Origin of the sequence: Mesorhizobium sp. 2RAF21 (assembly GCF_052115345.1) — a bacterium.
GTDB lineage: Bacteria > Pseudomonadota > Alphaproteobacteria > Rhizobiales > Rhizobiaceae > Mesorhizobium > Mesorhizobium terrae.
Genome location: NZ_JBFRGM010000017.1, coordinates 50,720 through 71,627 on the forward strand (window position 1 = coordinate 50,720; position 20,908 = coordinate 71,627).

The 20,908-nt window shown below is 64.8% G+C and carries 21 protein-coding genes; 10 read left to right on the top strand and 11 right to left on the bottom strand.

Annotated features, from left to right (window positions below; all coding sequences use genetic code 11):
• Nucleotides 1–68: 68 nt before the first annotated feature.
• The gene (locus AB4136_RS24935; RefSeq protein ID WP_024926095.1) at nucleotides 69–581 is read left to right on the top strand and encodes a MarR family winged helix-turn-helix transcriptional regulator; all 513 of its coding nucleotides are present in this window, start codon (nucleotides 69–71) and stop codon (nucleotides 579–581) included.
• Nucleotides 582–666: 85 nt separating this feature from the next.
• On the opposite strand, the gene AB4136_RS24940 is transcribed toward AB4136_RS24935, so the two are convergent.
• From AB4136_RS24940 to AB4136_RS24950, 3 genes are all read right to left on the bottom strand, one after another.
• On the bottom strand, nucleotides 667–1,590 hold the full coding sequence (locus AB4136_RS24940; protein ID WP_024926094.1) for an ABC transporter permease: 924 nt from the start codon (nucleotides 1,588–1,590) through the stop codon (nucleotides 667–669).
• Between the two features lie 5 nt (nucleotides 1,591–1,595).
• Entirely contained in the window at nucleotides 1,596–2,375 is a 780-nt protein-coding gene (locus tag AB4136_RS24945; protein WP_024926093.1) for an ABC transporter ATP-binding protein, read from the bottom strand.
• 176 nt (nucleotides 2,376–2,551) lie between these two features.
• A complete protein-coding gene (locus tag AB4136_RS24950; protein ID WP_024926092.1) occupies nucleotides 2,552–3,538 on the bottom strand; it encodes an ABC transporter substrate-binding protein in 987 nt (328 codons plus the stop codon).
• A gap of 177 nt (nucleotides 3,539–3,715) precedes the next feature.
• Between AB4136_RS24950 and AB4136_RS24955 the strand changes: the two genes are divergently transcribed.
• From AB4136_RS24955 to AB4136_RS24985, 7 genes are all read left to right on the top strand, one after another.
• Nucleotides 3,716–4,456: a GntR family transcriptional regulator gene (locus AB4136_RS24955; protein ID WP_024926091.1), complete on the top strand. Its 741-nt coding sequence runs from the start codon at nucleotides 3,716–3,718 to the stop codon at nucleotides 4,454–4,456.
• Nucleotides 4,457–4,677: 221 nt separating this feature from the next.
• Nucleotides 4,678–7,002: a bifunctional salicylyl-CoA 5-hydroxylase/oxidoreductase gene (locus tag AB4136_RS24960; protein ID WP_024926090.1), complete on the top strand. Its 2,325-nt coding sequence runs from the start codon at nucleotides 4,678–4,680 to the stop codon at nucleotides 7,000–7,002.
• Nucleotides 6,999–7,778, top strand: a complete 780-nt coding sequence (locus tag AB4136_RS24965) for an SDR family NAD(P)-dependent oxidoreductase (RefSeq protein WP_024926089.1) — start codon at nucleotides 6,999–7,001, stop codon at nucleotides 7,776–7,778. Before AB4136_RS24960 ends, AB4136_RS24965 begins: the two co-directional genes overlap by 4 nt.
• Before the next feature lie 27 nt (nucleotides 7,779–7,805).
• Entirely contained in the window at nucleotides 7,806–8,261 is a 456-nt protein-coding gene (locus AB4136_RS24970) for a cupin domain-containing protein (protein ID WP_024926088.1), read from the top strand.
• Between the two features lie 64 nt (nucleotides 8,262–8,325).
• Nucleotides 8,326–9,168: an enoyl-CoA hydratase family protein gene (locus AB4136_RS24975; RefSeq protein ID WP_024926087.1), complete on the top strand. Its 843-nt coding sequence runs from the start codon at nucleotides 8,326–8,328 to the stop codon at nucleotides 9,166–9,168.
• Between the two features lie 2 nt (nucleotides 9,169–9,170).
• Nucleotides 9,171–10,364, top strand: coding sequence for an acyl-CoA dehydrogenase family protein (locus AB4136_RS24980; RefSeq protein ID WP_024926086.1), 1,194 nt, complete (start codon nucleotides 9,171–9,173; stop codon nucleotides 10,362–10,364).
• A gap of 11 nt (nucleotides 10,365–10,375) precedes the next feature.
• Nucleotides 10,376–10,813 carry a RidA family protein gene (locus AB4136_RS24985; RefSeq protein WP_024926085.1) on the top strand — a complete coding sequence of 146 codons (438 nt, stop codon included), beginning with the start codon at nucleotides 10,376–10,378 and terminating at the stop codon, nucleotides 10,811–10,813.
• A gap of 194 nt (nucleotides 10,814–11,007) precedes the next feature.
• Here AB4136_RS24985 and kynA read toward each other — a convergent pair whose 3' ends face one another.
• The 3 genes from kynA to AB4136_RS25000 are packed head-to-tail and all read right to left on the bottom strand — an operon-like array spanning nucleotide 11,008 to nucleotide 14,656.
• Nucleotides 11,008–11,844 (bottom strand): tryptophan 2,3-dioxygenase, encoded by an 837-nt coding sequence (gene kynA / locus AB4136_RS24990; protein ID WP_024926084.1) that lies wholly within the window; start codon nucleotides 11,842–11,844, stop codon nucleotides 11,008–11,010.
• Nucleotides 11,841–13,034, bottom strand: a complete 1,194-nt coding sequence (gene kynU, locus AB4136_RS24995; RefSeq protein WP_024926083.1) for a kynureninase — start codon at nucleotides 13,032–13,034, stop codon at nucleotides 11,841–11,843. The genes kynA and kynU overlap by 4 nt, the downstream gene beginning before the upstream one ends.
• Before the next feature lie 2 nt (nucleotides 13,035–13,036).
• Nucleotides 13,037–14,656, bottom strand: coding sequence for an AMP-binding protein (locus AB4136_RS25000; protein ID WP_024926082.1), 1,620 nt, complete (start codon nucleotides 14,654–14,656; stop codon nucleotides 13,037–13,039).
• A gap of 261 nt (nucleotides 14,657–14,917) precedes the next feature.
• On the opposite strand from AB4136_RS25000, the gene AB4136_RS25005 reads away from it, so the two are divergent.
• Nucleotides 14,918–15,748 carry an alpha/beta hydrolase gene (locus tag AB4136_RS25005; RefSeq protein ID WP_024926081.1) on the top strand — a complete coding sequence of 277 codons (831 nt, stop codon included), beginning with the start codon at nucleotides 14,918–14,920 and terminating at the stop codon, nucleotides 15,746–15,748.
• A gap of 8 nt (nucleotides 15,749–15,756) precedes the next feature.
• Here the strand turns inward: AB4136_RS25005 and AB4136_RS25010 are convergent, their stop codons facing one another.
• Genes AB4136_RS25010 through AB4136_RS25030 form a run of 5 tightly spaced genes read right to left on the bottom strand, consistent with a single transcriptional unit; the run spans nucleotide 15,757 to nucleotide 19,378 of the window.
• Complete coding sequence (locus AB4136_RS25010) at nucleotides 15,757–16,257, bottom strand: V4R domain-containing protein (protein WP_024926080.1); 501 nt, start codon at nucleotides 16,255–16,257, stop codon at nucleotides 15,757–15,759.
• Entirely contained in the window at nucleotides 16,254–17,015 is a 762-nt protein-coding gene (locus AB4136_RS25015; RefSeq protein ID WP_024927290.1) for an HpcH/HpaI aldolase family protein, read from the bottom strand. Before AB4136_RS25015 ends, AB4136_RS25010 begins: the two co-directional genes overlap by 4 nt.
• 13 nt (nucleotides 17,016–17,028) lie before the next feature.
• Nucleotides 17,029–17,565 carry a flavin reductase family protein gene (locus tag AB4136_RS25020; protein WP_024927289.1) on the bottom strand — a complete coding sequence of 179 codons (537 nt, stop codon included), beginning with the start codon at nucleotides 17,563–17,565 and terminating at the stop codon, nucleotides 17,029–17,031.
• Nucleotides 17,565–18,659, bottom strand: a complete 1,095-nt coding sequence (locus tag AB4136_RS25025; RefSeq protein WP_024927164.1) for an LLM class flavin-dependent oxidoreductase — start codon at nucleotides 18,657–18,659, stop codon at nucleotides 17,565–17,567. Before AB4136_RS25025 ends, AB4136_RS25020 begins: the two co-directional genes overlap by 1 nt.
• On the bottom strand, nucleotides 18,659–19,378 hold the full coding sequence (locus AB4136_RS25030) for a GntR family transcriptional regulator (RefSeq protein ID WP_024927163.1): 720 nt from the start codon (nucleotides 19,376–19,378) through the stop codon (nucleotides 18,659–18,661). The genes AB4136_RS25025 and AB4136_RS25030 overlap by 1 nt, the downstream gene beginning before the upstream one ends.
• Before the next feature lie 264 nt (nucleotides 19,379–19,642).
• On the opposite strand from AB4136_RS25030, the gene AB4136_RS25035 reads away from it, so the two are divergent.
• On the top strand, nucleotides 19,643–20,857 hold the full coding sequence (locus tag AB4136_RS25035) for a pyridoxal phosphate-dependent aminotransferase (RefSeq protein WP_024927162.1): 1,215 nt from the start codon (nucleotides 19,643–19,645) through the stop codon (nucleotides 20,855–20,857).
• Nucleotides 20,858–20,908 lie beyond the last annotated feature (51 nt).

The window sequence follows — 20,908 nt, forward strand, 5'->3', positions numbered from 1 at the left end:
TCGTGCGGGATGCGCGGCCGCACGAGTGGATAAGGACGCCCGCATCATGCGGCAGGGGCGGTTCATCAATGGCTGAAACGGATATCCAGGGCTGGGTCGACAGCGAGACCAAGGCGGTCGAGGCGCCGGCCGATCATGGCGACGAGACGCGGCTATGGCTGCGGCTGTTGACGTGCACGACGCTGATCGAGGCCGAAATCCGACGCCAGCTGCGCGAGGAATTCGACTTCACCTTGCCGCGTTTCGACCTTCTGGCGCAACTCGAACGCGCCGAAGACGGCATGGTGCTGGGCGAGGTCTCGCGCCGCATGATGGTTTCGGCCGGCAATCTCACCGCGCTGGTCGAGCGACTGGTCGAAAGTGGCCATATCAGCCGCACCACCTCGCCGACCGACCGTCGCGTCCAGATCATCGCGTTGACCGAGTTCGGCAGGAAGGAATTCCGCAAGATGGCCGACCGCCACGGCGACTGGATCGGCGCGCTGTTCAAGGATTTGTCGGCGCGCGATCGGGACGTGCTGATGAAGGAACTCGGCAAGCTGAAAGGTTCGATCCGCGGCGCGCTGGCGGATGACGCCTGACTGGAAATCTTGGACACGCTGGCGGATGACGCCCGCGTCCCAGACATGAAAAACGGCCGCGCAGTTCACTGCGCGGCCGCCTTTGTCACTCCCGCATCACCTCGCGGGCGGCACCGGGCACTCGGCCGCGCTTCAGGCTGGGCAGCGCCAGCATCAAAAGCACGAACAGGCCGGTGGCGAGCTTGAGGTCGGGCGGCGGCATGCCGGCGGCAAGGCACAGCGAGACCAGCTGGTAATAGACGACGGCGCCGACGAAGGGCGCCGCGAGTTGCCGCAGCACTGTCTGCTTGCCGGTAATCGCCTCACCGATCATCAAAGCGGCCAGGCCGTTAATGAGGATGCCGAGGCCCATATTGACGTCGGCGAAGCCCTGGCTCTGCACCATCAGCGAGCCGCTGAGCGCCGAAAACGCGCTGGCCAGGCCGACGCCGCCGATGGTGGCGGTCCACACATTGATGCCTTGCGCTTCGGCCATGTCCGGATTGGCGCCAACGGCGCGGATGGCGGTGCCGCGTTCCGTCTTGAAGAACAGATAGAGCAGGACGAGCACGAGAAGACCCAGCGCCCCGGCGATGACGATCTTGGTGCTCGGGAAACCGGGCTGGCCGACGGGCGACCACTCGAACAGCGAAGGCATGCCGAACACCGAAAGGTTCGAGCGGCCCATGATGCGCAGATTGATCGAATAGAGCATCGTCATCATCAGGATGCCGGCGAGCAGCGTGTGGATGCGGAAGCGCAGGTGGATGAAGGCGGTGCAGCAGCCTGCGATGAAGCCGGCGATCAGCGCGGCGGCGATCGCCGTCAGCGGCGACTGGCCGGCGGCGAGCAGCACGCCGGCGACGCAGCCGCCGAGCGGGAAGGCGCCTTCGCTGGTCAGGTCGGGGAAGGAGAGCATCCTGAACGGGATCATGATGCCGAGCACGACGAAGGCCAGAATGAGGCTCTGCGCCAGCGTGACGGGAACGAGCGCGACGAAGCTCGAAAAGATATCCTGGATCATGGCCATATCGGTCAGCTCGCCAGCAGCATGCGGTCGCTCTTGACGGCGAAGTGGCCGATCAGGTCCGCGACGGTGGTTTGTTTTTTCTCATCGCCGCCGATTTCAAGGCGGACCTTGCCGGCGTCGAGCATGAGGATGCGATTTCCGTAGTCGACGGCGTGCTGCATGTTGTGTGTCACCATCAGCGTGGTGAGTTTCAGCGCTTCGACGGCACGGATGGTCGCCTTCATGACGATGTCGGCGGTGCGCGGGTCGAGTGCGGCGGTGTGTTCGTCAAGCAGCAGGAGCTCCGGCTCGCCGCCCACCGCCATGATCAGCGAAAGCGATTGCCGCTGGCCGCCGGAAAGCAGTTCGACGCGCGTGTCCAGCCGGTTCTCGAGGCCGAGGCCGAGCAGCGAGAGACGCTCCTTGTAGGCGGCCAGGCGCGTGGCGTTGAGGCCCTGGCGCAGCCGGCGCTTCTGGCTGCGCAGATCGGCCAGTAGCATGTTTTCGGCCACCGTCATCGAGGCGGCGGTGCCTTTCATCGGATCCTGGAAAACCCGGGCGAGCTTGGTCGCACGCTTGTGGACGGGCATTCCCGTCACGTCGGTCTCGTTGATCTGGACACGGCCGGAATCGAGCACTAGTGCGCCGGAAATGGCGTTGAGCATGCTCGACTTGCCGGCGCCGTTGGAGCCGATGACGACGCCGAAATCGCCCGTCTTGAGCGACAGGCTCAAGCCATCGAGTGCGATCTTCTCGTCAGCCTGTCCCTTGAAGAATATCTTGCGTGCCGATTTGATTTCCAGCATCCGCGCCCTCCTGGCGCAAGGCTTCGGCAGTCGTCCTGGATTGCCGGATGCGATGCGCAGATGAAATCTGTCAGGCGTTGTCGTCCGTCCCGATCGGCCGCCGCCCGGTTGTTATGAAGAAGCGGCGCCCGAGCGTTCAGTTCAGGCGCCGCCATGCAGTCCTTACCTTGCCGAACTCAGTCGGCGAAGCACTTGCAGCCGTCGAGCGCGGCCGGGATCTTGATGCCGAATTCGCCGGCGACCTTCTTCGAGATCAGCGGGCTGTGGTCCGAATAAGCCGGACGGAACGGCGGGATTTCCTTGGGGTCCTTGCCCTTCAGGATCTCCGCAGCGATCTTGCCGGCGGCCATGCCGACCTGCTCGTAGTTGACGGCGAAGCTCGCCGGAACGACACCCTTGCGCACGGCGCCGTCGTCGGAGTTGACGATCGGGATGCCGGCCTGGCGGGCGGCGGCCGAGACGGCGGCAATCGCCGGCTGCAAGAGGTTCGAAGCCGGCGTGTAGATTACGTCGGCCTTGCCCTTGAGCGAAGCGATGCGCTGCTGGATGTCGTTGACGTTGTCGACGCCGACGGGAACGACCTCGAAGCCGGCCTTGGGGGCTGCTTCCTTGATCTTCTCCAGCACGGCCACGTCATTGGCTTCGCCAGGATTATAGGGCACGCCGAAACGCTTGGCTTCCGGCAGAAGCTTCTTGGTGAATTCCATCACGGCCGCCACGTCCTGCAGGTCGGACGAGCCGGTGATGCCGGTGTCGCCGGCTTCCCACGACGGGACCAGCTTGGCCGCGACCGGATCGGTGACGGCGGTGAAGACGATGTTGATGCCGCTGCCGGCAAGCTGCTGCTTGGCGATCTGCGAGACCGGCGTGGTGACGGTGTAGATCAGCTTCGGCTTCTCGGCCTTCAGCTTTTCGATCATCTGCGGTACCAGCGTGGCGTCGAAATTGGTGTGGCTCTCGGTGAACACCACATCCTTGCCTTCAACGAAGCCGTTTTCGGCCAGCGCCTTCTTGAAGCCGGCGATCGAGGCGTTGAGCTGCGGATGCTCGCCGAAATTGGCGATGCCGATGCGGATAGGGTCGGCTGCCGCCGCGACGACGCTGGCGATGAGCGAACCCGCAAGTACTATTCCGGACAACCAGCCGGACTTCGACAAAATCATGTTTTCCTCCCAGATTTGGCAAGCCGCCGTCTCTCCCCGGCGCCCCAGACTGCATCATAACGGGTCGGCAAACCTTGTCAAAAGGTTTATATATAAACTATCCCCTGTGGATGTTTGATATATTATTTTGCCGATAGGTCCGCCAAATATATGATCCTTGCGTGGAGGAAAAGTGCGATGCGGGGTGAGGAGCCTTCGACCAAGACGGAAGCGGCCTATTCGCGGTTGAGGCGTGACATCCTCACCACGCGGCTGGAGCCCGGCTCGCCGCTGAAGCTCGGCGCGCTGAACCAGGCTTACGGCTTCGGCTGGACGCCGCTGCGCGAGGCCCTGTCCAGGCTGGAAGCGGAAAAGCTGGTCACCGCCGTCTCCAACCGCGGCTTCGCCGTCGCGCCCGTGTCGCGCGCCGAACTGGAGGACCTCATCCGGGCGCGGGAAGTGGTCGAGCTGCCGCTGCTGCAGGAATCGATCGAGAAGGGCGGGGCCGAATGGGAATCGGCCGTGGTCACCGCGCATTACCGGCTTTCGCGTTGCAAGTTCACGCCGGACGACCCGTCCGAGGCGGCGGTCGAGGAGTGGGACGAGCGTCACGCCGCCTTTCACGCCGCGCTCGTCAGTGCCGCCAGTTCCGCCTGGCTGCTGCGTTTCCAGGCGATGGTCTACGACCAGTTGCGCCGCCACCAGCATTTTCTCAGTCTTGCGCCGATGCTGCGCGCCGCGCGCGGCCGTGGCGGCAATTTCGAAATGGCGGTCGCTGCCTTGCACGATGCCATGGGCATCGACCATCACACCGCGCTGATGGATGCCGCCTTCGATCGCGACATCGAACGCGCCCGCGGGCTGATGACCGAGCACATCTCCTTCACCCTGCAGGCTTTCGTCACCTTCGAAGGTGTCGACGCCGGCAAGGCGGCGTAGCGTTTCCACCACGATTTTTGCAGTTCGCTCCCCGTTCTCTTCAGGTCCTGGGCCGAAGGCCTGCGCTTTCGTTTCGCCCTTTCCCTGTGGGGAAGCCTTCATCGGCGATGACTATCGCGGCATTCCAATAACTTTAAGCTTGAAATATCTTTCGATCCAGACCACACTCGTCTCATGGTTGACGCGCGGTCCGCTGGACCGTGAAGCAAGCGGAGATGGCCATGAAGATCGTATGCATCGGCGGCGGACCGGCCGGGCTCTATTTTGCCCTGCTGATGAAGAAGCAGAACCCCGAGCATCAAGTCACCGTGGTCGAGCGCAATCGGCCCTACGACACTTTTGGCTGGGGCGTGGTCTTCTCCGACGCCACCATGCAGTCGATGCGCAAATGGGACCCCGAGACAGCGGCCACCATCGAGGACGCCTTCAATCATTGGGACGACATCGAACTGGTGTTCAAGGGTCGCAAGATCCGCACCACCGGCCATGGCTTCGTCGGCATCGGCCGCAAGAAGATGCTCAACATCCTGCAGGACCGCTGCATCGAACTCGGCGTCGAGATGGTGTTCGAGCGCGAGGTGACGGGCGATCAGGAATTCCCCGACGCCGACCTCATCATCTCCTCGGATGGCGTCAATTCGCGCATCCGGGCGAAATATGCCGACGTCTTCAAGCCCGATATGGTGGTCCGGCCGAACCGCTTCATCTGGCTCGGCACCAACAAGGCCTTCGATGCCTTCACCTTCGATTTCCAACGCACCGAGCATGGCTGGTTCCAGGCGCATATCTACCGTTTCGACGACACCACCTCGACCTTCATCGTCGAGACCACCGACGAGGTGTTCCAGGCGCACGGCATCGACAAGATGGATCAGGACCAGTCGATCGCCTTCTGCGAGAAGCTGTTCGCCGAGACGCTCGACGGCCACAGCCTGATGACCAATGCCCGCCATATGCGCGGCTCGGCCTGGCTGAATTTCGGCCGGCTGATCTGCGGCAAGTGGAGCCATTTCAACGGCAACAGCCATGTCGTCTTGATGGGCGACAGCGCCCACACCGCGCATTTCGCCATCGGCTCGGGCACCAAGCTCGCCATCGACGACGCCATCGAACTGACCAACCAGTTCAACATTGCCGGCCACGACGCCAAGAACATCCCGGCCGTGCTCGAGGCCTATGAAGAGGTGCGCCGCGTCGACGTCGCCCGCATCCAGAACGCGGCGCGCAACGCCATGGAATGGTTCGAGGTGGTTGGCACGCGTTATGCCGACACGCTGGAGCCGGAACAGTTCATGTATTCGATGCTGACGCGCTCGCAGCGCATCAGCCACGAGAATTTGCGCCTGCGCGACAAGGACTGGCTGGAAGGCTATGAGCGCTGGTTCGCCGAGCGCGCCGGCGCGCCCGCCCAGCCCAATGGCAGGCCGGTGCCGCCGATGTTCACGCCGTTCAAGGTGCGTGGCATGACCTTGCACAACCGTGTCATCGTCTCGCCGATGGCGATGTATTCGGCCAAGGACGGCATGCCGAACGATTTCCATCTCGTTCATCTGGGTTCGCGCGCCATGGGCGGTGCGGCACTGGTGTTCCCGGAAATGACCTGCGTGTCTCCCGACGCGCGCATCACCCCCGGCTGCCTTGGCCTGTGGAACGAGGAGCAGAAGCAAGCCTGGAAGCGCGTGGTCGAATTCGTTCACGGCGATACGCCGGCCAAGATCGGCATCCAGCTTGGCCATGCCGGCCGCAAGGGCGCGACCAAGCTTGCCTGGGACGGCATCGACCAGCCGGTGACCGAGGGTGGCTGGCCGCTGATCTCGGCTTCCGCCATTCCCTATCTCAAGCATTCCGAGGTGCCGCGCGCGGCCACGCGCGAGGATATGGAGCGGATCAAGGGCGATTTCGTCCGGGCCGCGAAATGGGCCGACGAGATCGGTTTCGACATCCTCGAACTGCATTGCGCGCACGGCTATCTGCTGTCCGCCTTCCTGTCGCCGCTGACCAATCGCCGCCAGGACGAGTATGGCGGCGATCATGCGGCGCGGGCGAAATATCCGCTGGAAGTGTTCCACGCCATCCGCGCCGTCTGGCCGGAAGAGAAGCCGATCTCGGTACGCCTTTCCACCAACGACTGGTCCGACGGCGGCAACACGCCGGAGGATGCGGCGATCTTCGCCCGCATGTTCAAGGATGCCGGCGCCGACCTGATCGACTGCTCGTCGGGCCAGGTGGTCAAGGAGGAGGCGCCGGTTTACGGCCGCCTGTGGCAGACGCCGTTCTCCGACAAGATCCGCAACGAGGTGCAGGTTTCGACCGTCGCCGTCGGCGCGATCTCGGAGGCCGACCACGCCAACTCGATTATCGCCGCCGGTCGCGCCGACCTCTGCGCCATCGCGCGCCCGCATCTCGCCGACCCGGCCTTCGTCATGCACGAGGCCGCCAGGATCGGCTATGCCGGGCAGCTCTGGCCGAAGCAGTATTATTCGGGCCGCGCGCAATATGAGACCAATCTGGCGCGCGCGGCGGCCGAGGCGGCGGGCCGCAAATGAGCCAGCCGCGTCACGCCCTTGTCACTGGCGCCGGCAGCGGCATCGGCCGCGCCATCGCGCTGGCCCTGGCGGCCCGTGGCCATGTCGTGTCGCTGGCCGGCCGTCATGCCGCGCCGCTGGACGAGGTTTCCAGGGAGATCGCGGCGACGGGCGGCAAGTCCGTGGTGATCGATGGTTTCGACGTGACCGATGCGGCGGCGATTGCCGTCGGCAGCGCCAGGGCGATCGCCGCTTGCGGCGAGGTGGCGGTACTGGTCAATTGCGCCGGCGAGGCGCCGTCGGCGCCGTTCGAACGCACCGACGCGGCGCTGTGGAACCGCGTCATCGGCATCAACCTGACCGGCACGTTCCTGGTCACGCAGGCATTGCTGCCGTCGATCCGCAAGGCCGGCAAGGGCCGCATCGTCAACGTCGCCAGCACTGCGGGCCTGACGGGTTACGCTTACGTCTCCGCCTACTGCGCCTCCAAGCACGGCGTTGTCGGGCTGACCCGGGCGCTGGCGCTGGAACTGGCGCGCAGCGACATCACCGTCAACGCCGTCTGCCCCGGTTTCACCGACACGCCGCTGCTCGATGGCGCGGTCGAGACCATCGTCGGCAAGACGGGGCGCACCGCCGACGAGGCACGCGCCAATCTGGCACGCTCCAATCCGCAGGGAAGGCTGGTCGCGCCGCAGGAGGTCGCCGACGCCGTGCTGTGGCTGGTGTCGGAAGGCGCCAGCGCCATCACCGGCCAGGCGATCGCGGTTGCCGGCGGCGAAGTCATGACCGGCTGACGATAAATCACAAAAGGGGAGGAACGGATGACCGACAAGGCACTGGAAAAGGGCATTACCGAACACGGTACCGGGTTCGGCGGCACCGAATGGAACATTCTTGGCCAGCGCTATTTTCCAAAGGCGACCTGCGCTTCCAGCTTTGCCTTCGAGACCAACAGCGATCCCGGCCAGTTCGTGCCGGTTCACATTCACCCGATGCAGGAGGAATTCATCCTCGTGCAGGAGGGGCAGCTGGAATTGAAGCTCGACGGCAAGTGGTTCACGGCAAAGGCCGGCGATCTGGTGCGCATGCCGCGTGGCATCCCGCACGGTTATTTCAACAAGTCGGACAAGCCGGCGCGCGCGCTGTTCTGGGTCTCGCCGGCCGGCAGGCTCGAGGATCTGTTCAAGAAGCTGCACAAGCTGACCGATGTCGAGGAAGTGGTGAGGCTTTCGGCCGAGCACGACGTGGATTTCCTGCCGCCGTCGGCCAGCGACTGACGGCGAGACAAAAATCGGGCGACGCCTCTGCGGCTCGCCGAACCAAGCCAAGGATGGATGAGTGATGACCAACGCGATGCTGGACAAGAAGCGCCCGTTCAAGGGCCACAAGGCCAAGCATTTCCTCTTCGAGACCGACGAGGACGGTCGTGTGGCGACGATCACGCTCAACCGGCCGGAGCGCAAGAACCCGCTGACCTTCGAAAGCTACGAGGAACTGGGCGACCTGTTCCGTTCCTTGCACAAGGCAAGCGATGTGCGCACGGTGGTGTTGACCGGTGCCGGCGACAATTTCTCCTCGGGTGGCGACGTGTTCGAGATCATCGAGCCGCTGACTAGGATGGCGATGCCGGAACTCTTGTCCTTCACCCGCATGACCGGCGATCTGGTGCGCCAGATCCGCGCCTGCCCGCAGCCTGTCATCGCCGCCGTCGACGGCATCTGCGCCGGCGCCGGCGCCATCCTGGCGATGAGCGCCGATTACCGTGTCGCCACGCCCGAGGCCAAGACCGCCTTCCTGTTCACCCGCGTTGGCCTCGCCGGCGCCGACATGGGCGCCTGCGGCATTCTCCCGCGCATCATCGGCCAGGGCCGCGCGGCGGAGCTTCTGTTCACCGGCCGCTCGCTGTCGGCGGCCGAAGGCCACGCCTGGGGTTTCTACAATGCCCTGCATGAGCGCCCTGTGATGTTGGCCGAGGCGCAGCGCTTCGCCCGCAATCTCGCCGACGGCCCCTGGTTCGCGCATGCCATGACCAAGAAGATGCTCGACCAGGAATGGTCGATGGGCATCGAGGAACTGATCGAATCGGAAGCGCAGGCGCAGGCCATCTGCATGGCCACCGGCGATTTCCGCCGCGCTTTCGAGGCTTTCGCCGCCAAGTCGAAGCCGGTCTTCGAAGGAAACTGACGATGGACAGCCAACAGCGTTCCAGCGGCCCGACGCGCGACCATCTCGACTGGCCGTTCTTCGCCGACAGTCACAGGGCCTTGGCCGCCGATCTCGATCGTTTTGTCGCCGGCGGCGGCCTTGGCCATGTCGACCATCACGATGCCGATACCGCCTGCAAGGGCCTGGTGCGCAAGCTGGGCGCCGGCGGCTTCCTGCGCCACTGCGTGCCGGCCGAATTTGGCGGCGCCGCGACGGAGATCGACAGCCGCTCGCTCTGCCTGATCCGCGAAACGCTCGCCTATGCCGACGGGCTGGCGGATTTCGCCTTCGCCATGCAGGGGCTGGGCACCGGCGCCATCAGCCTGTCGGGCTCGCCTCAGATCAAGCAGGCGATCCTGCCGAAAATCGCCAAGGGTGAGCTGATCTCGGCCTTTGCATTGACCGAGCCGGAGGCCGGTTCCGACGTTGCGGCGATGAGCACGTCAGCCGAACGGCGGGGCGAGGAATTCGTGCTCAATGGCGAGAAGGTGTTCATCTCCAACGGCGGCATCGCCGATGTCTACACTGTCTTTGCCCGCACCGGCGAGGCGCCGGGCACGCGCGGCATTTCGGCCTTCGTGGTTTTCGCCGACACGCCGGGTTTCCACATCGCCGAGCGCATCGAAACCATCGCGCCGCATCCGCTTGCCCGCATCCGCTTCGACAATTGCCGCGTGCCGGCGGCGAACCTGCTCGGCCAGCCGGGCGAGGGATTCAAGATCGCCATGCGCACGCTTGACATCTTCCGCCCGTCCGTCGCCGCCGCCGCTCTGGGTTTCGCCCGCCGCGCGCTGGATGAAGCCGTGGCGCATGCCAAATCACGAAAAATGTTCGGGGCGACGCTGGCCGACCTGCCGACCGCGCAAAGCACGCTGGGCGAGATGGCGACGGCCATCGACGCTGCATCGCTGCTCACCGTGCGCACCGCCTGGCGGCGCGACGTGCAGAAATTGCCGATTACGCGCGAGGCCGCAATGGCCAAGATGACCGCCACTGAGAACGCGCAATGGGTGATCGACCAGGCGCTGCAGATGTTCGGCGGTCGCGGCGTGCGCGTCGGCGAGATCACCGAGAGCCTTTACCGCGAAATCCGCGCGCTGCGCATCTATGAGGGCGCCACCGAAGTTCAGAAGCTGATCATCGGCCGTGAGTTGATGAAAAGTGCCGGGAAATGACTGGAGTAGACATGAACGTGACCGTTAAGCCCGAACACAAGGCCGCCACGACGCCGCACCGGGTGCTGCAGCCGGAAGGCTGGGCCAAGCCCATCGGCTATGCCAACGGTATGGAAGCACGCGGCCGCACCATTTTCGTCGGCGGCCAGATCGGCTGGAACAGTCAATGCAAATTCGAGGCGCATGATCTGCCCGGCCAGATCAGGCAGACGCTGGAAAACATCGTCGCCATCCTGCGCGAGGGCGGCGCCGGCCCCGAACACGTCACCACCATGACCTGGTATGTGCTCGACCGCAAAGCCTATTCGGCTTCGCTGAAGGAGATCGGCGCGGCCTGGAAGGCGACCATGGGCCGCAATTTCCCTGCCATGGCAGTCGTCCAGGTCTCCGGGCTGGTCGAGGACGAGGCGCTGGTGGAAATCCAGGCGACGGCGGTGGTGCCAGACTAAACAGGTTCGACGTTTTTTGCTCGGCCGTGGGCGCTGCCCCTCACCCTTACCCTCTCCCCGTGAAGAACGGGGAGAGGCGGCGGCGGCGTTGCGGCCAATCTCTCTTCTCCCCGTTCTTCACGGGGAGAAGATGCCGGCAGGCAGATGAGGGGCGGCGTCATCTTGGCAATGCTTAAGCCAACAGCTCAAGCGTTCTACAGCCGGGTGCGAACGTTCCAAAGTTCCGGGAACAGCACCACCTCCAGCATCTTGCGCAGATAGGAGACGCCGCCTGTGCCGCCGGTGCCGCGCTTCAGGCCGATGATGCGCTCGACCGTGGTGACGTGGTTGAAACGCCAGCGCCGGAAATAATCCTCGAAATCGACCAGCTTCTCGGCGAGCTCGTAGAGATCCCAATATTTCTGCGGTGCCGCATAGACCGCCTTCCAGGCTTCCAGCACCTGCGGATTCTCTTCGCGGGTCTCGCGCCAGTCGGTGCGGCTCGCATCGGGGCCGATATCGAAGCCGTTGCGTGACAAAAGCTGCAGCGCCTCGTCATAGAGGCTGGGTTCGGCCAAGATGCCCTCAAGCTTGGCGATCAGCTCCGGGTCATGGGCGTGCGGGCCGAGCATCGCCGTATTGCGGTTGCCGACCAGGAATTCGACGGCCCGGTATTGATAGGACTGGAAACCCGACGACTGGCCGAGCGAATTGCGGAACTCGGTGTATTCGCTGGGTGTCATCGTGCGCAGCACGTCCCAGGAATTGTTGAGCTGTTCGAAGATGCGCGCCACCCGGGTCAGCATCTTGAAGGCAGGCTGTGGCCGGTCGGCCCGGATCGCGCGCATGGCCGAGCGGATCTCATGGATCGCCAGCTTCATCCACAGTTCGGACGTCTGGTGCTGGATGATGAACAACAGCTCGTCATGCGCGGTCGATAGCGGCTCCTGCGCATCCAGCACGCGTTCGAGATGCAGATAGTCGCCATAGGACATACGCTCCTTGAACGACATCTCAGCGCCTTCCTTGGAAGGGTCGTAAGGCTTGCTCATGTCACCAGGGCCTTCTTGCGGTATTGCGGTTCGTCCCAGCGCCGGTTGGTCATGACGTCCTCCAGCACACCGACCGCACCGAGCACTTCCTGCTCGCCTATATAGAGCGGCGTGAAGCCGAAGCGGATCGCGTCGGGCGCACGGAAATCGCCGATGACGCCGCGTGCGATCAGCGCCTGCATGATGGCGTAGCCTTCCGGGTGCCGGAACGAAACCTGGCTACCGCGTTCGGCGCCATTGCGCGGCGAGGCAAGCGTCAATTCCGGGCAGCGTGTCTCGACCTCGCGGATGAAGAGGTCGGCGAGCGCGATCGACTGCTTGCGGACATCCGCCATCGAAACACCTTCCCAGGCGTCCATCGCGGCATCAAGTGCTGCCATGGCGATCACCGCCGGCGTGCCAACGCGCATGCGGTCGATGCCGGCACCTGAGCGGTAGTCGAGGTCGAAGGCGAAGGGGCTTTCATGGCCGAGCCAGCCGGAAAGGGCAGGGCGCACCTTGTCGGTGTGTTTTGGCGCGACATAGATGAAGGCCGGCGCGCCCGGGCCGCCATTCAGATATTTGTAGGTGCAGCCAACGGCGAAGTCCGCCTTGGTGCCTTCAAGGTCGACGGCGAGCGCGCCGGCCGAATGCGCGAGGTCCCAGACGGTGATGACGCCGGCGGCATGGGCCTTGGCCGTCAGCTTCTTCATGTCGTGCAGGCGGCCGGTGCGGTAATCCACTTCGGTGATCATCAAGACGGCGACGCTTTCATCGATCGACGCCTCGACCGCTTCGGGTTCCACCACCTTCAGCTCGTAACCCTTGTCCAGCGAGCCCAGCAGGCCTTGCGCCATGTAGAGATCGGACGGGAAATTGCCGCTGTCGGACAGCACCACCCGTCGCGACGGGTTGAGATCGAGTGCAGAGGCCAGCGCCTGATAGACCTTGATCGACAGCGTGTCGCCGACGACGACGGTGCCTTGAGGCGCGCCGATCAGCCTGCCGATGCGGTCGCCCAGTTTGCGAGGCTGCATCATCCAGCCCGAAGCGTTCCAGCCGCGGATCAGCTGTTCGCCCCATTGGGCGGTCATCATGTCCTGCACGCGCTGGACGGCACTTTTCGGCAGCGGCCCCAGCGAGTTGCCGTCGAGATAGAAGACGCCTTCCGGCATGTGGAATAGGGCGCGTGTTCTGGCGAAATCGGTCATGGTCAATGGGCGTCTTTCAGGCGGAAGCGCTGGATCTTTCCAGTCTGGGTTTTCGGCAATGCGTCGATGAACTTCATCGAACGCGGATATTTGTAGGGCGCGATCGTCGCCTTGACGTGATCCTGCAGCCGTTTGCGGGTCAATTCGTCCGGCGCCACTCCCGCCATCAGCACGACATGCGCCTGCACGATCTGCCCGCGCTCCTCATCGGGTACGCCGATCACCGCGCATTCCTTGACGTCGGGGTGCGAAAGCAACGCCGCTTCCACTTCCGGGCCCGCGATGTTGTAGCCGGCGGAAATGATCATGTCGTCGGAGCGCGCGGCGAAATGGAAATAGCCATCCTCGTCCTGGATGAAGGAATCGCCGGTCAGGTTCCAGCCGTCGCGCACATATTTGCGCTGGCGTTCGTCGGCAAGATAGCGGCAGCCGGTCGGGCCGCGTACGGCCAGCCGGCCGACCTCGCCGCGCGGCACTTCGTTCATGTCGTCGTCGACGATCTTTGCCTGGTAACCGCTCACCGGCTTGCCGGTACAGGCCGGCTTGGAATCGCCGAAGCGGTTCGAGATGAAGATGTGCAGCATCTCGGTGGCGCCGATGCCGTCCAGCATCGGCTTGCCGGTCTTTTCCATCCATTCTTCGTAGACCGGCGCCGGCAGCGTTTCGCCGGCCGAGACCGCGGCGCGCAGCGAGGACAGGTCCGCGCCCTTGTCCATCGCCACCAGCATGGCGCGATAGGCGGTCGGCGCCGTGAAGCAGACGGTGGCGCGATAGGTCTGGATGATCTCGATCATGTTGGGCGGCGAGGCGTTTTCAAGCAGCGTCGCCGCCGCGCCAAAGCGCAGCGGGAAAATGGCCAGCCCACCCAGGCCGAAGGTGAAGGCGAGCGGCGGCGACCCGACAAAGATGTCGTCCGGCGTCACGCCCAGCACCTCCTGGGCATAGCCGTCGGCGATGATCAGCAGATCACGATGGAAATGCATCGTCGCTTTCGGCTCGCCCGTCGTTCCCGAGGTGAAGCCGAGCAGGGCGACATCGTCGCGCCCGGTGTTGACCGCCTCGAAACGCACGTCCTTGTCCAGCGCGACACGGTCGAGTTCGGCGTCGTGGTTGGCGGTCCCGTCGAAGCCGATGACCTGTTTGAGGAAATGGCTCTGCTTGGCGCAGGCCACCATTTCTTCCATCAGCCGCGTGTCGCACAGCGCCAGGCTGATCTCGGCCTTGTCGACGATCTGGGCGAGTTCGCCGGCGCGCAGCATCGGCATGGTGTTGACCACCACAGCGCCGGCCTTGGTCGCCGCCAGCCAGCAGGCCACCATGGCCGGGTTGTTCGCCGAACGGATCAAGACGCGGTTGCCCGGCTTGACGCCGTAATTCTCGACCAGCGCATGCGCCAGCCGGCTGGTCCAGTCGGCCAGTTCCTTATAGGTGCGGCGGCGTCCGTTGCCGATCAGCGCGGTGTGGTCGCCGAAACCCTTCTCCACCAGCCGGTCGGTCAGCTCGACGCCGGCATTGAGGCGGTCGGGATAATCGAAACGGTCGAGGAGAAAGTCGGGCCAAAGATCCGGAGGCGGGAGGTTGTCGCGCGCGAACGTGTCGATATGCGCCGTCGGCCCAAGCATCTCGTTCGATCTCCCAGCTTCCATATGATGTGCGCCGGCCGTCTTCATGCGGGTTTTGGTCATATCCGGCGTGGCGGTGCCGGTTCTTGGCCCGAACGGCCTTCGCCGCACGATCCGGATCGATCCCGCCGGGACGAACGCTCGCATAGGGCATGGGTTATTTCAAGCATAAAGTTTATCGTTGAAGCCTGCCTCCATGTGGCTATTGTACGGCACGACGGGATCGGCCAAACAGCCGGTGGTGGGCAGGAGACGCTTCGGATGATCGTTCGCAAAGTGCAGGATTGGGATGGCGCCTATTCCAACGGTGTCAACATCGCCGGCGGCGATCGGTGGCCGGAGGCCTGGGTGGCGCCGGCGGCCGCCTATCGCAAGGAACTCTCGGCCGCTGGCCGCGCGCAACTCGACATCGCGTATGACGGAGGCGAACGCAACCGCCTCGACCTGTTCCTGCCCGCCGGGGCTCCCAAGGGCCTGGTCGTCTTCGTGCATGGCGGCTACTGGATGGCGCTCGACAAGAGTTTCTGGTCGTATCTGGCGCGCGGCGCCGTTGAAAGCGGCTATGCGGTGACAATGCCGTCCTATACGCTGGCGCCGCAAGCGCGCATAACCGACATCACCGCTGAGATCGGCAAGGCCATTGAAAAGGCGGCGGAACTGGTGAGCGGCGACATCCGCCTCACCGGCCATTCCGCCGGCGGCCATCTGGTCACGCGCATGATTTCCACGACATCGCCGCTATCGGACGGCGTCCGTCGCCGCATCGTCAACACCGTCTCCTTGTCCGGCGTGCATGACCTGCGGCCGATCATGAAGACGGGGATGAACGACACGCTGAAGATCGATCAGGCCGAGGCCCTCGCCGAGAGCCCGGCTCTGCTGCCGCCGATGGATGGTGCGCGCCTGGTTTGCTGGGTGGGCGGCGGCGAGCGCTCCGAATTCATCCGCCAATCGGAATTGCTCGCCAACATCTGGACCGGCCTCGGCGCCGCGACCGGCTTCTACGCCGAGCCGGACCGCCACCATTTCAATGTCATCGACGGGCTGGCGGATGCCGCGCACCCGCTGACCCGAACCCTGCTGGAAGGCTAGCGCCTGTCTCAGGCCTGCCGCGTCTCGAAGCGACAGGCGGGCGCGCCGCAGGCCGCGCATTCGGTTTCGCGCGCGACAACATCGTCGCGGCCAAGCACCATGCGGCCGACCGCTGTCGCCATGCCGGCGATGGCGTGGCAGACGGGCTGCGATGAAGGACCGTAACCGGCGGCGAAGGGACTGTTGCGCACAGTCAGTTCGATGCCGGCCGCATCGCGGCTGAACGACCAGACACCCCAGCCGAGATCGGGGGCGGTGCCGGCCACTGTCGAGAGCAGCGCGTCGGCGTCGCCGCCGCCATGCGCCTTGTAGGCGCGGGCGCTGTCGCCGCCCATCTCGATGACCGAGGCGGCAAGCGCCTCGAAGGCGTTCCGTCGCCCCGTATCGTCGAGGCGGCGGAACAGGCCCATCAGGGCTTCCGGCCGCATCAGCATGTAGCGGCGGCTCTCGTCGAGCACCTGGCCGTTGGCGCTGTCGAAATCCAGGCGCTGGCGAAAGGGCGCCTTCACGATGCCGCCTCGGCGAAGCCGCGAACCGCTCCGTCGAACGCGTCGCGCACGACGTCGACATCGCTGGCCAGGACGACGAGGCTGTAGCCTTCCGCCCGCCGCTGCCGCGCCTTGTCGAGGCTGCCGGTGAAGATACCGCAGGGCACGCCGGCCCTGCTGCAGGCATCCTTCACCAGCCGGCAGGCGTCCTCGATGGCGCTGGCGTCCTTGCCGCGCGCCGCATAGGAGATGCCGAGATCGCCGGTGCCGATCAGCACAAAGTCCAGTCCGGGAACCGTCATGATCTCTTCGACATTCTCGACGCCCTTGGCGGTCTCGATCATGATGCCGACCGCGACCCGGTCCGCCCGTTCGAGATAGGTGCCAAAGCCGATTGCCAACGGCCTGACGCCACCACCGGAACGATGGCCGTGCGGCGGAAAGCGGGAGGCCGCGACCGCCTGTTCGGCCTGTTCGCGCGTCTCGATCAGTGGCACCAGAACGCCGTCGCATCCGGCGTCCAGCGCCGAACCGATCGCCGTCGTTGAACAGTCGGCGACCCGCGCGATCGTCGGCACGTCGCCGCCGGTGATGCCCACCGCCGTTTCCAGGGAGCGGCGATCCCACAGCCCATGCTGCAGATCGATGACGAGGGCGTCGGTGCCGGTTCGCGCGGCCATCTCGACGATGGAGGCGTGACCGAGCGTCAGCCAGACCACGCCGAGCTTTTCGTTGGCTGCAAGCCGTGCCTTCAGCCGTCCGGACAGGACAATGGACATCCGTTGATCTCCGCTACTGGAAGTTCGAGGTGACGAAGCGCCCATGCGCGTAGAAGATCGGCTCCCGCTCGGCGCGGTCGAGCGTGACGCCCGTGACCAGGCCGATGACGATGAGATGCGAGGCGCGCGCGATGATTTCACCGACGCGGCACTCGAAGACCGCGCGGGCGCCGACCAGCAATGGCGCACCGGCTTCTCCACGCACCCACGAGCCCGCCGAAAACCGGGCGACGCCCTTGGCAGTGGTCATGCCGCCGAAAACCCGCGCGACATTCTCCTGGTCCGCCGCCGGCAGGTTGACCGAAAAGGCCATGTCCTGGCTGGTCAGCGAGGCGAAGGTGCTGTTCCTGTGCACGCAGGCCAGAAGCGACGGCGGCTCGGCGCTGAACGAACAGACGGCGGTGGCCGTCAACCCGAAGCAGCCATGCTCGGTATCTTCCGCCGCCAATATGGCGACCGCGCCGGCCATGGCGCGCATGCCTTGCTTGAAGCCGCGCGGATCGACCGTGCCGTGCGCTGGCAGCGTGCCGGCGGTGGTCGTGGCGTCCATCAGTTCATCCTCAGGCCGGCCTGCCGCATCAACGGCAGCACGCGGTCGCAGAAGAACGGCAATTCGTAGGTGTAGTTGACGAAGGAAAGGGCGGCGCCCGCATAACCCTGCTCCATGATGCGGATCAGGTCGTCGACGATTTTCTCCGGCGTACCGACCAGCGGATAGGTGCCGGCGCCGCCAGCGAAGCGCTGGCGATATTCGGTGAACGCCTTCTCGTCATGCGAATGCGCGAATTCCTTCTTCTTCTTCATATGCTCGTCGACGGCGCCCTGGTCGGCGAGCTCCAGCGCATAGCGGCGGTAGTAGTCTTCCGCTTCCTGCTGCGTCTCGCGGCACACCACGTGGCAGACGGTGTAGACGCCGACATCGCGGCCTACTTCGGCGGCGCGGCCGGCAATGTCGACGACATGGGCGCGGCCCTCGGAAATTTCCGAGAAGGTCGAAAACAGATAGTCGCAATGTCGTGCCGCGTAGTTGCGGCCCGGCGCCCCGAATGCGGCGTTCATCGTCACAGGGCGCGGCGCCTGCAGGCTCGCCGGCCGGCTCACCACGCCCTTCAGATCATAGAAGTCGCCGGCGAAGTCGAACGGCTCACGCGATTTGTAGGCGCGCTCGATGATGGTGATCCACTCCTCGGCCTGGTCATAGGTGCGTTCGCCGACCGTCTGGCCGAACATGGCGAACTCGTCGGGATTCCAGCCACAGACGATGTTGAGGCCGGCGCGACCGCCGGAGATATGGTCGACGGTGGCGAGCGCCTTGGCCGCTTGCAGCGGATGCACCAGAGGCACGTGCACGGTCATGAACAGGGCGATGTTTTCCGTCGCCGTCGCCAGCCCCGCCGCCCAGGTGAAGGTCTCGAACGACCATTCTCGGGCATGGGTGACGCCGCCGAAACCGCGCCAGCGCGCGATCGGCAGCAGGAACTCCATTCCCGCGCGGTCGGCGATGCGGGCGGCATTCAGATTGTCGTCCCAGCGGGCGCGCCAGCGTTCCGGCGCGGTGGTCATCGCCAGCCCGCCATCGGCGTTCATCGAAAAGACGCCAAGCTTGAACTTGTTCGGCCCTTTTAGCGGATGCGGCTTCAACATCATGGCTGTCCCTGGCCGGCGGCGCGGCCCTTGTCCTGGCTGGAGTTTTCCAACTCTCTGCTGAGAGCGACGAACCTGTCTTCGGCGTGCTGGATGAAGGTGGTCATATGGTCGAAGGCGGCCATGGCGTCGCGGCGGATGAAGGCGTCGTAGAGCTTGCGCATGCCGGCAAGCACGACGGCTTGGGTCGGCAGGTGCGAGAGGGTACCGAGACGCACGACCTGAACGTGGTCGGCGAAGCGGGCGATGGCTGAGGCCAGCCGGTCGTTGTCGACGGCTTCCAGCCATGAACGGCGGAAGCTGACATTGGCCTGGAACAGCAGGTCCGCGTCGGCGGTGGCAACCGCCGTTTCGGCATCGGTAAGCGCAGCAGCCAGCCTTTCCATGCCGGCGGCGTCGAGATTGCGGGCTGCGTGGGCCGCCGCGCGCGGCTCCAGGCAGCGGCGCACCTCGAAGATATTGGCGACATCGGTCGGGGTCAGCGTCGGCAGCATGAAGCCGCGCGTGGTTCCCACCAGATAGCCTTCATGGGTCAGCTGCAGCAGCGCTTCGCGCACCGGCATGCGCGAGACGCCGAGATTGCCCGCGATCTCGACGTCGACGAGCCGGTCGTTGGGGCCGAGCCCGCCATGATGAATGCGGTCGCGAATGTCCTGATAGATCTGCGCGCGCAGGCTGCCGCCGCCATTCTTGAACGGCCTGGACACGTCATTGGACATCGGAACCTCCGCATATACGGTATACTGTTTCTCGCGTATCTATCATCGTATCGGCGGCGTTCTGTCGTGTCGTGATACGAACAATATGGAGAAACAGGGCAGTTTTTCGAAACTACGCCCCATTCCGATCAAAGCGCAAGCGTGCGGATAAAAAATTTTAGGCTTGAACGGTATACTGTTTCATGCGTTACTGAGGCAACAAGAAAGCGAGGCCGCTTGCCGTCCGGCAAACAGGCGCGCGGGAATCTGGGAGGTATCGCGAGCATGACCTTGAGCAGCCGTCGTGCATCCGCCTATCCGGCGAATGTCCGGCCTTTTCCGCCGCTGGAAGGCATCCGGCCGCAGATCCAGGATCTCCGCACGGAAAACATCGCCCAGCTGGCGGCGAAGGCGCAGAGCCTCGGCGACGTCATCCCGCTCTGGTACGGCGAGGGCGACATGGTCACGCCGGCTTTCATCAACGATGCGGCAAAGGCCGCGCTCGATGCAGGCCAGACATTCTACATTCCCAACATGCGCGGCATGGGTGCGCTGACCGAGGCGCTATCCGAATACCAGTCAGCACTTCATGGCCGACCCATCGCGGTCGACCGGTCGACAGTGACACCGGGTGGCATGCACGCGGTTCTTTTGGCCATGGAACTCCTGGTCGATGTCGGCACCAACGTTGTCTACATCGAGCCGCAATGGCCCAACATTCACAATGCCATCCACTTCGTCGGTGGCGAGCCGCGGCCGGTGGCGCTCGCCTTTGACGGCGAATGGCGGCTCGATCTCGATGCGGTTTTCGCGCGTTGCGACGCGCGCACCCGCGCCATCTTCCTGTCGACCCCGAGCAACCCGCTGGGCTGGACCGCCACGCGAGAGGAACTGCAGGCGCTGCTCGATTTCTCGCGGCGCACCGGCATCTGGATCGTCTCCGACGAGGTCTATGGCCGTCTCTATTTCGACGGCAAGGTCGCGCCGTCCATCCTGCAGATCGCCGAGGACGACGACCGCGTCCTAGTGGTGAACAGCTTCTCCAAGGCCTGGGCGATGACCGGCTGGCGCGTCGGCTGGCTGTCGCATCCGACCGGCGTCGCCGATCAGCTGGCCGCCATGACGCAATATGCCAACAGCGGCACCGCCGCCTTTGTCCAGGCCGGCGCCGTCGCCGCGCTGCGCCAGGGCGAGCCGTTGGTGGCGGAGATCCGCGACCGCGCCAAGCTCGGTCTCGACATCGCCTATGAGGCGCTGGTCAAGCTGCCGGGCATCATCCTGCCTTCCAAGCCGAAGGGCGGCATGTACGCCTTCTTCGCCTTTGAAGGGCAGGAGGATTCCCGCGAGGCCTGCGCCCGCGTCATCGAGAAGGCCCGCGTCGGGCTTTCGCCCGGCTATCTGTTCGGCAATGCCTCGCGTTCGTTCCTCCGAATGTGCGTGTTGCGCGATCCCGAACAGATCCGCATCGCCGCCGACCGCATGGTTTCAGAACTTGCATGACGAAGGGTCGCGTCCGGACAGACCCATGACAAACGCAGCCGGCCGAACCGG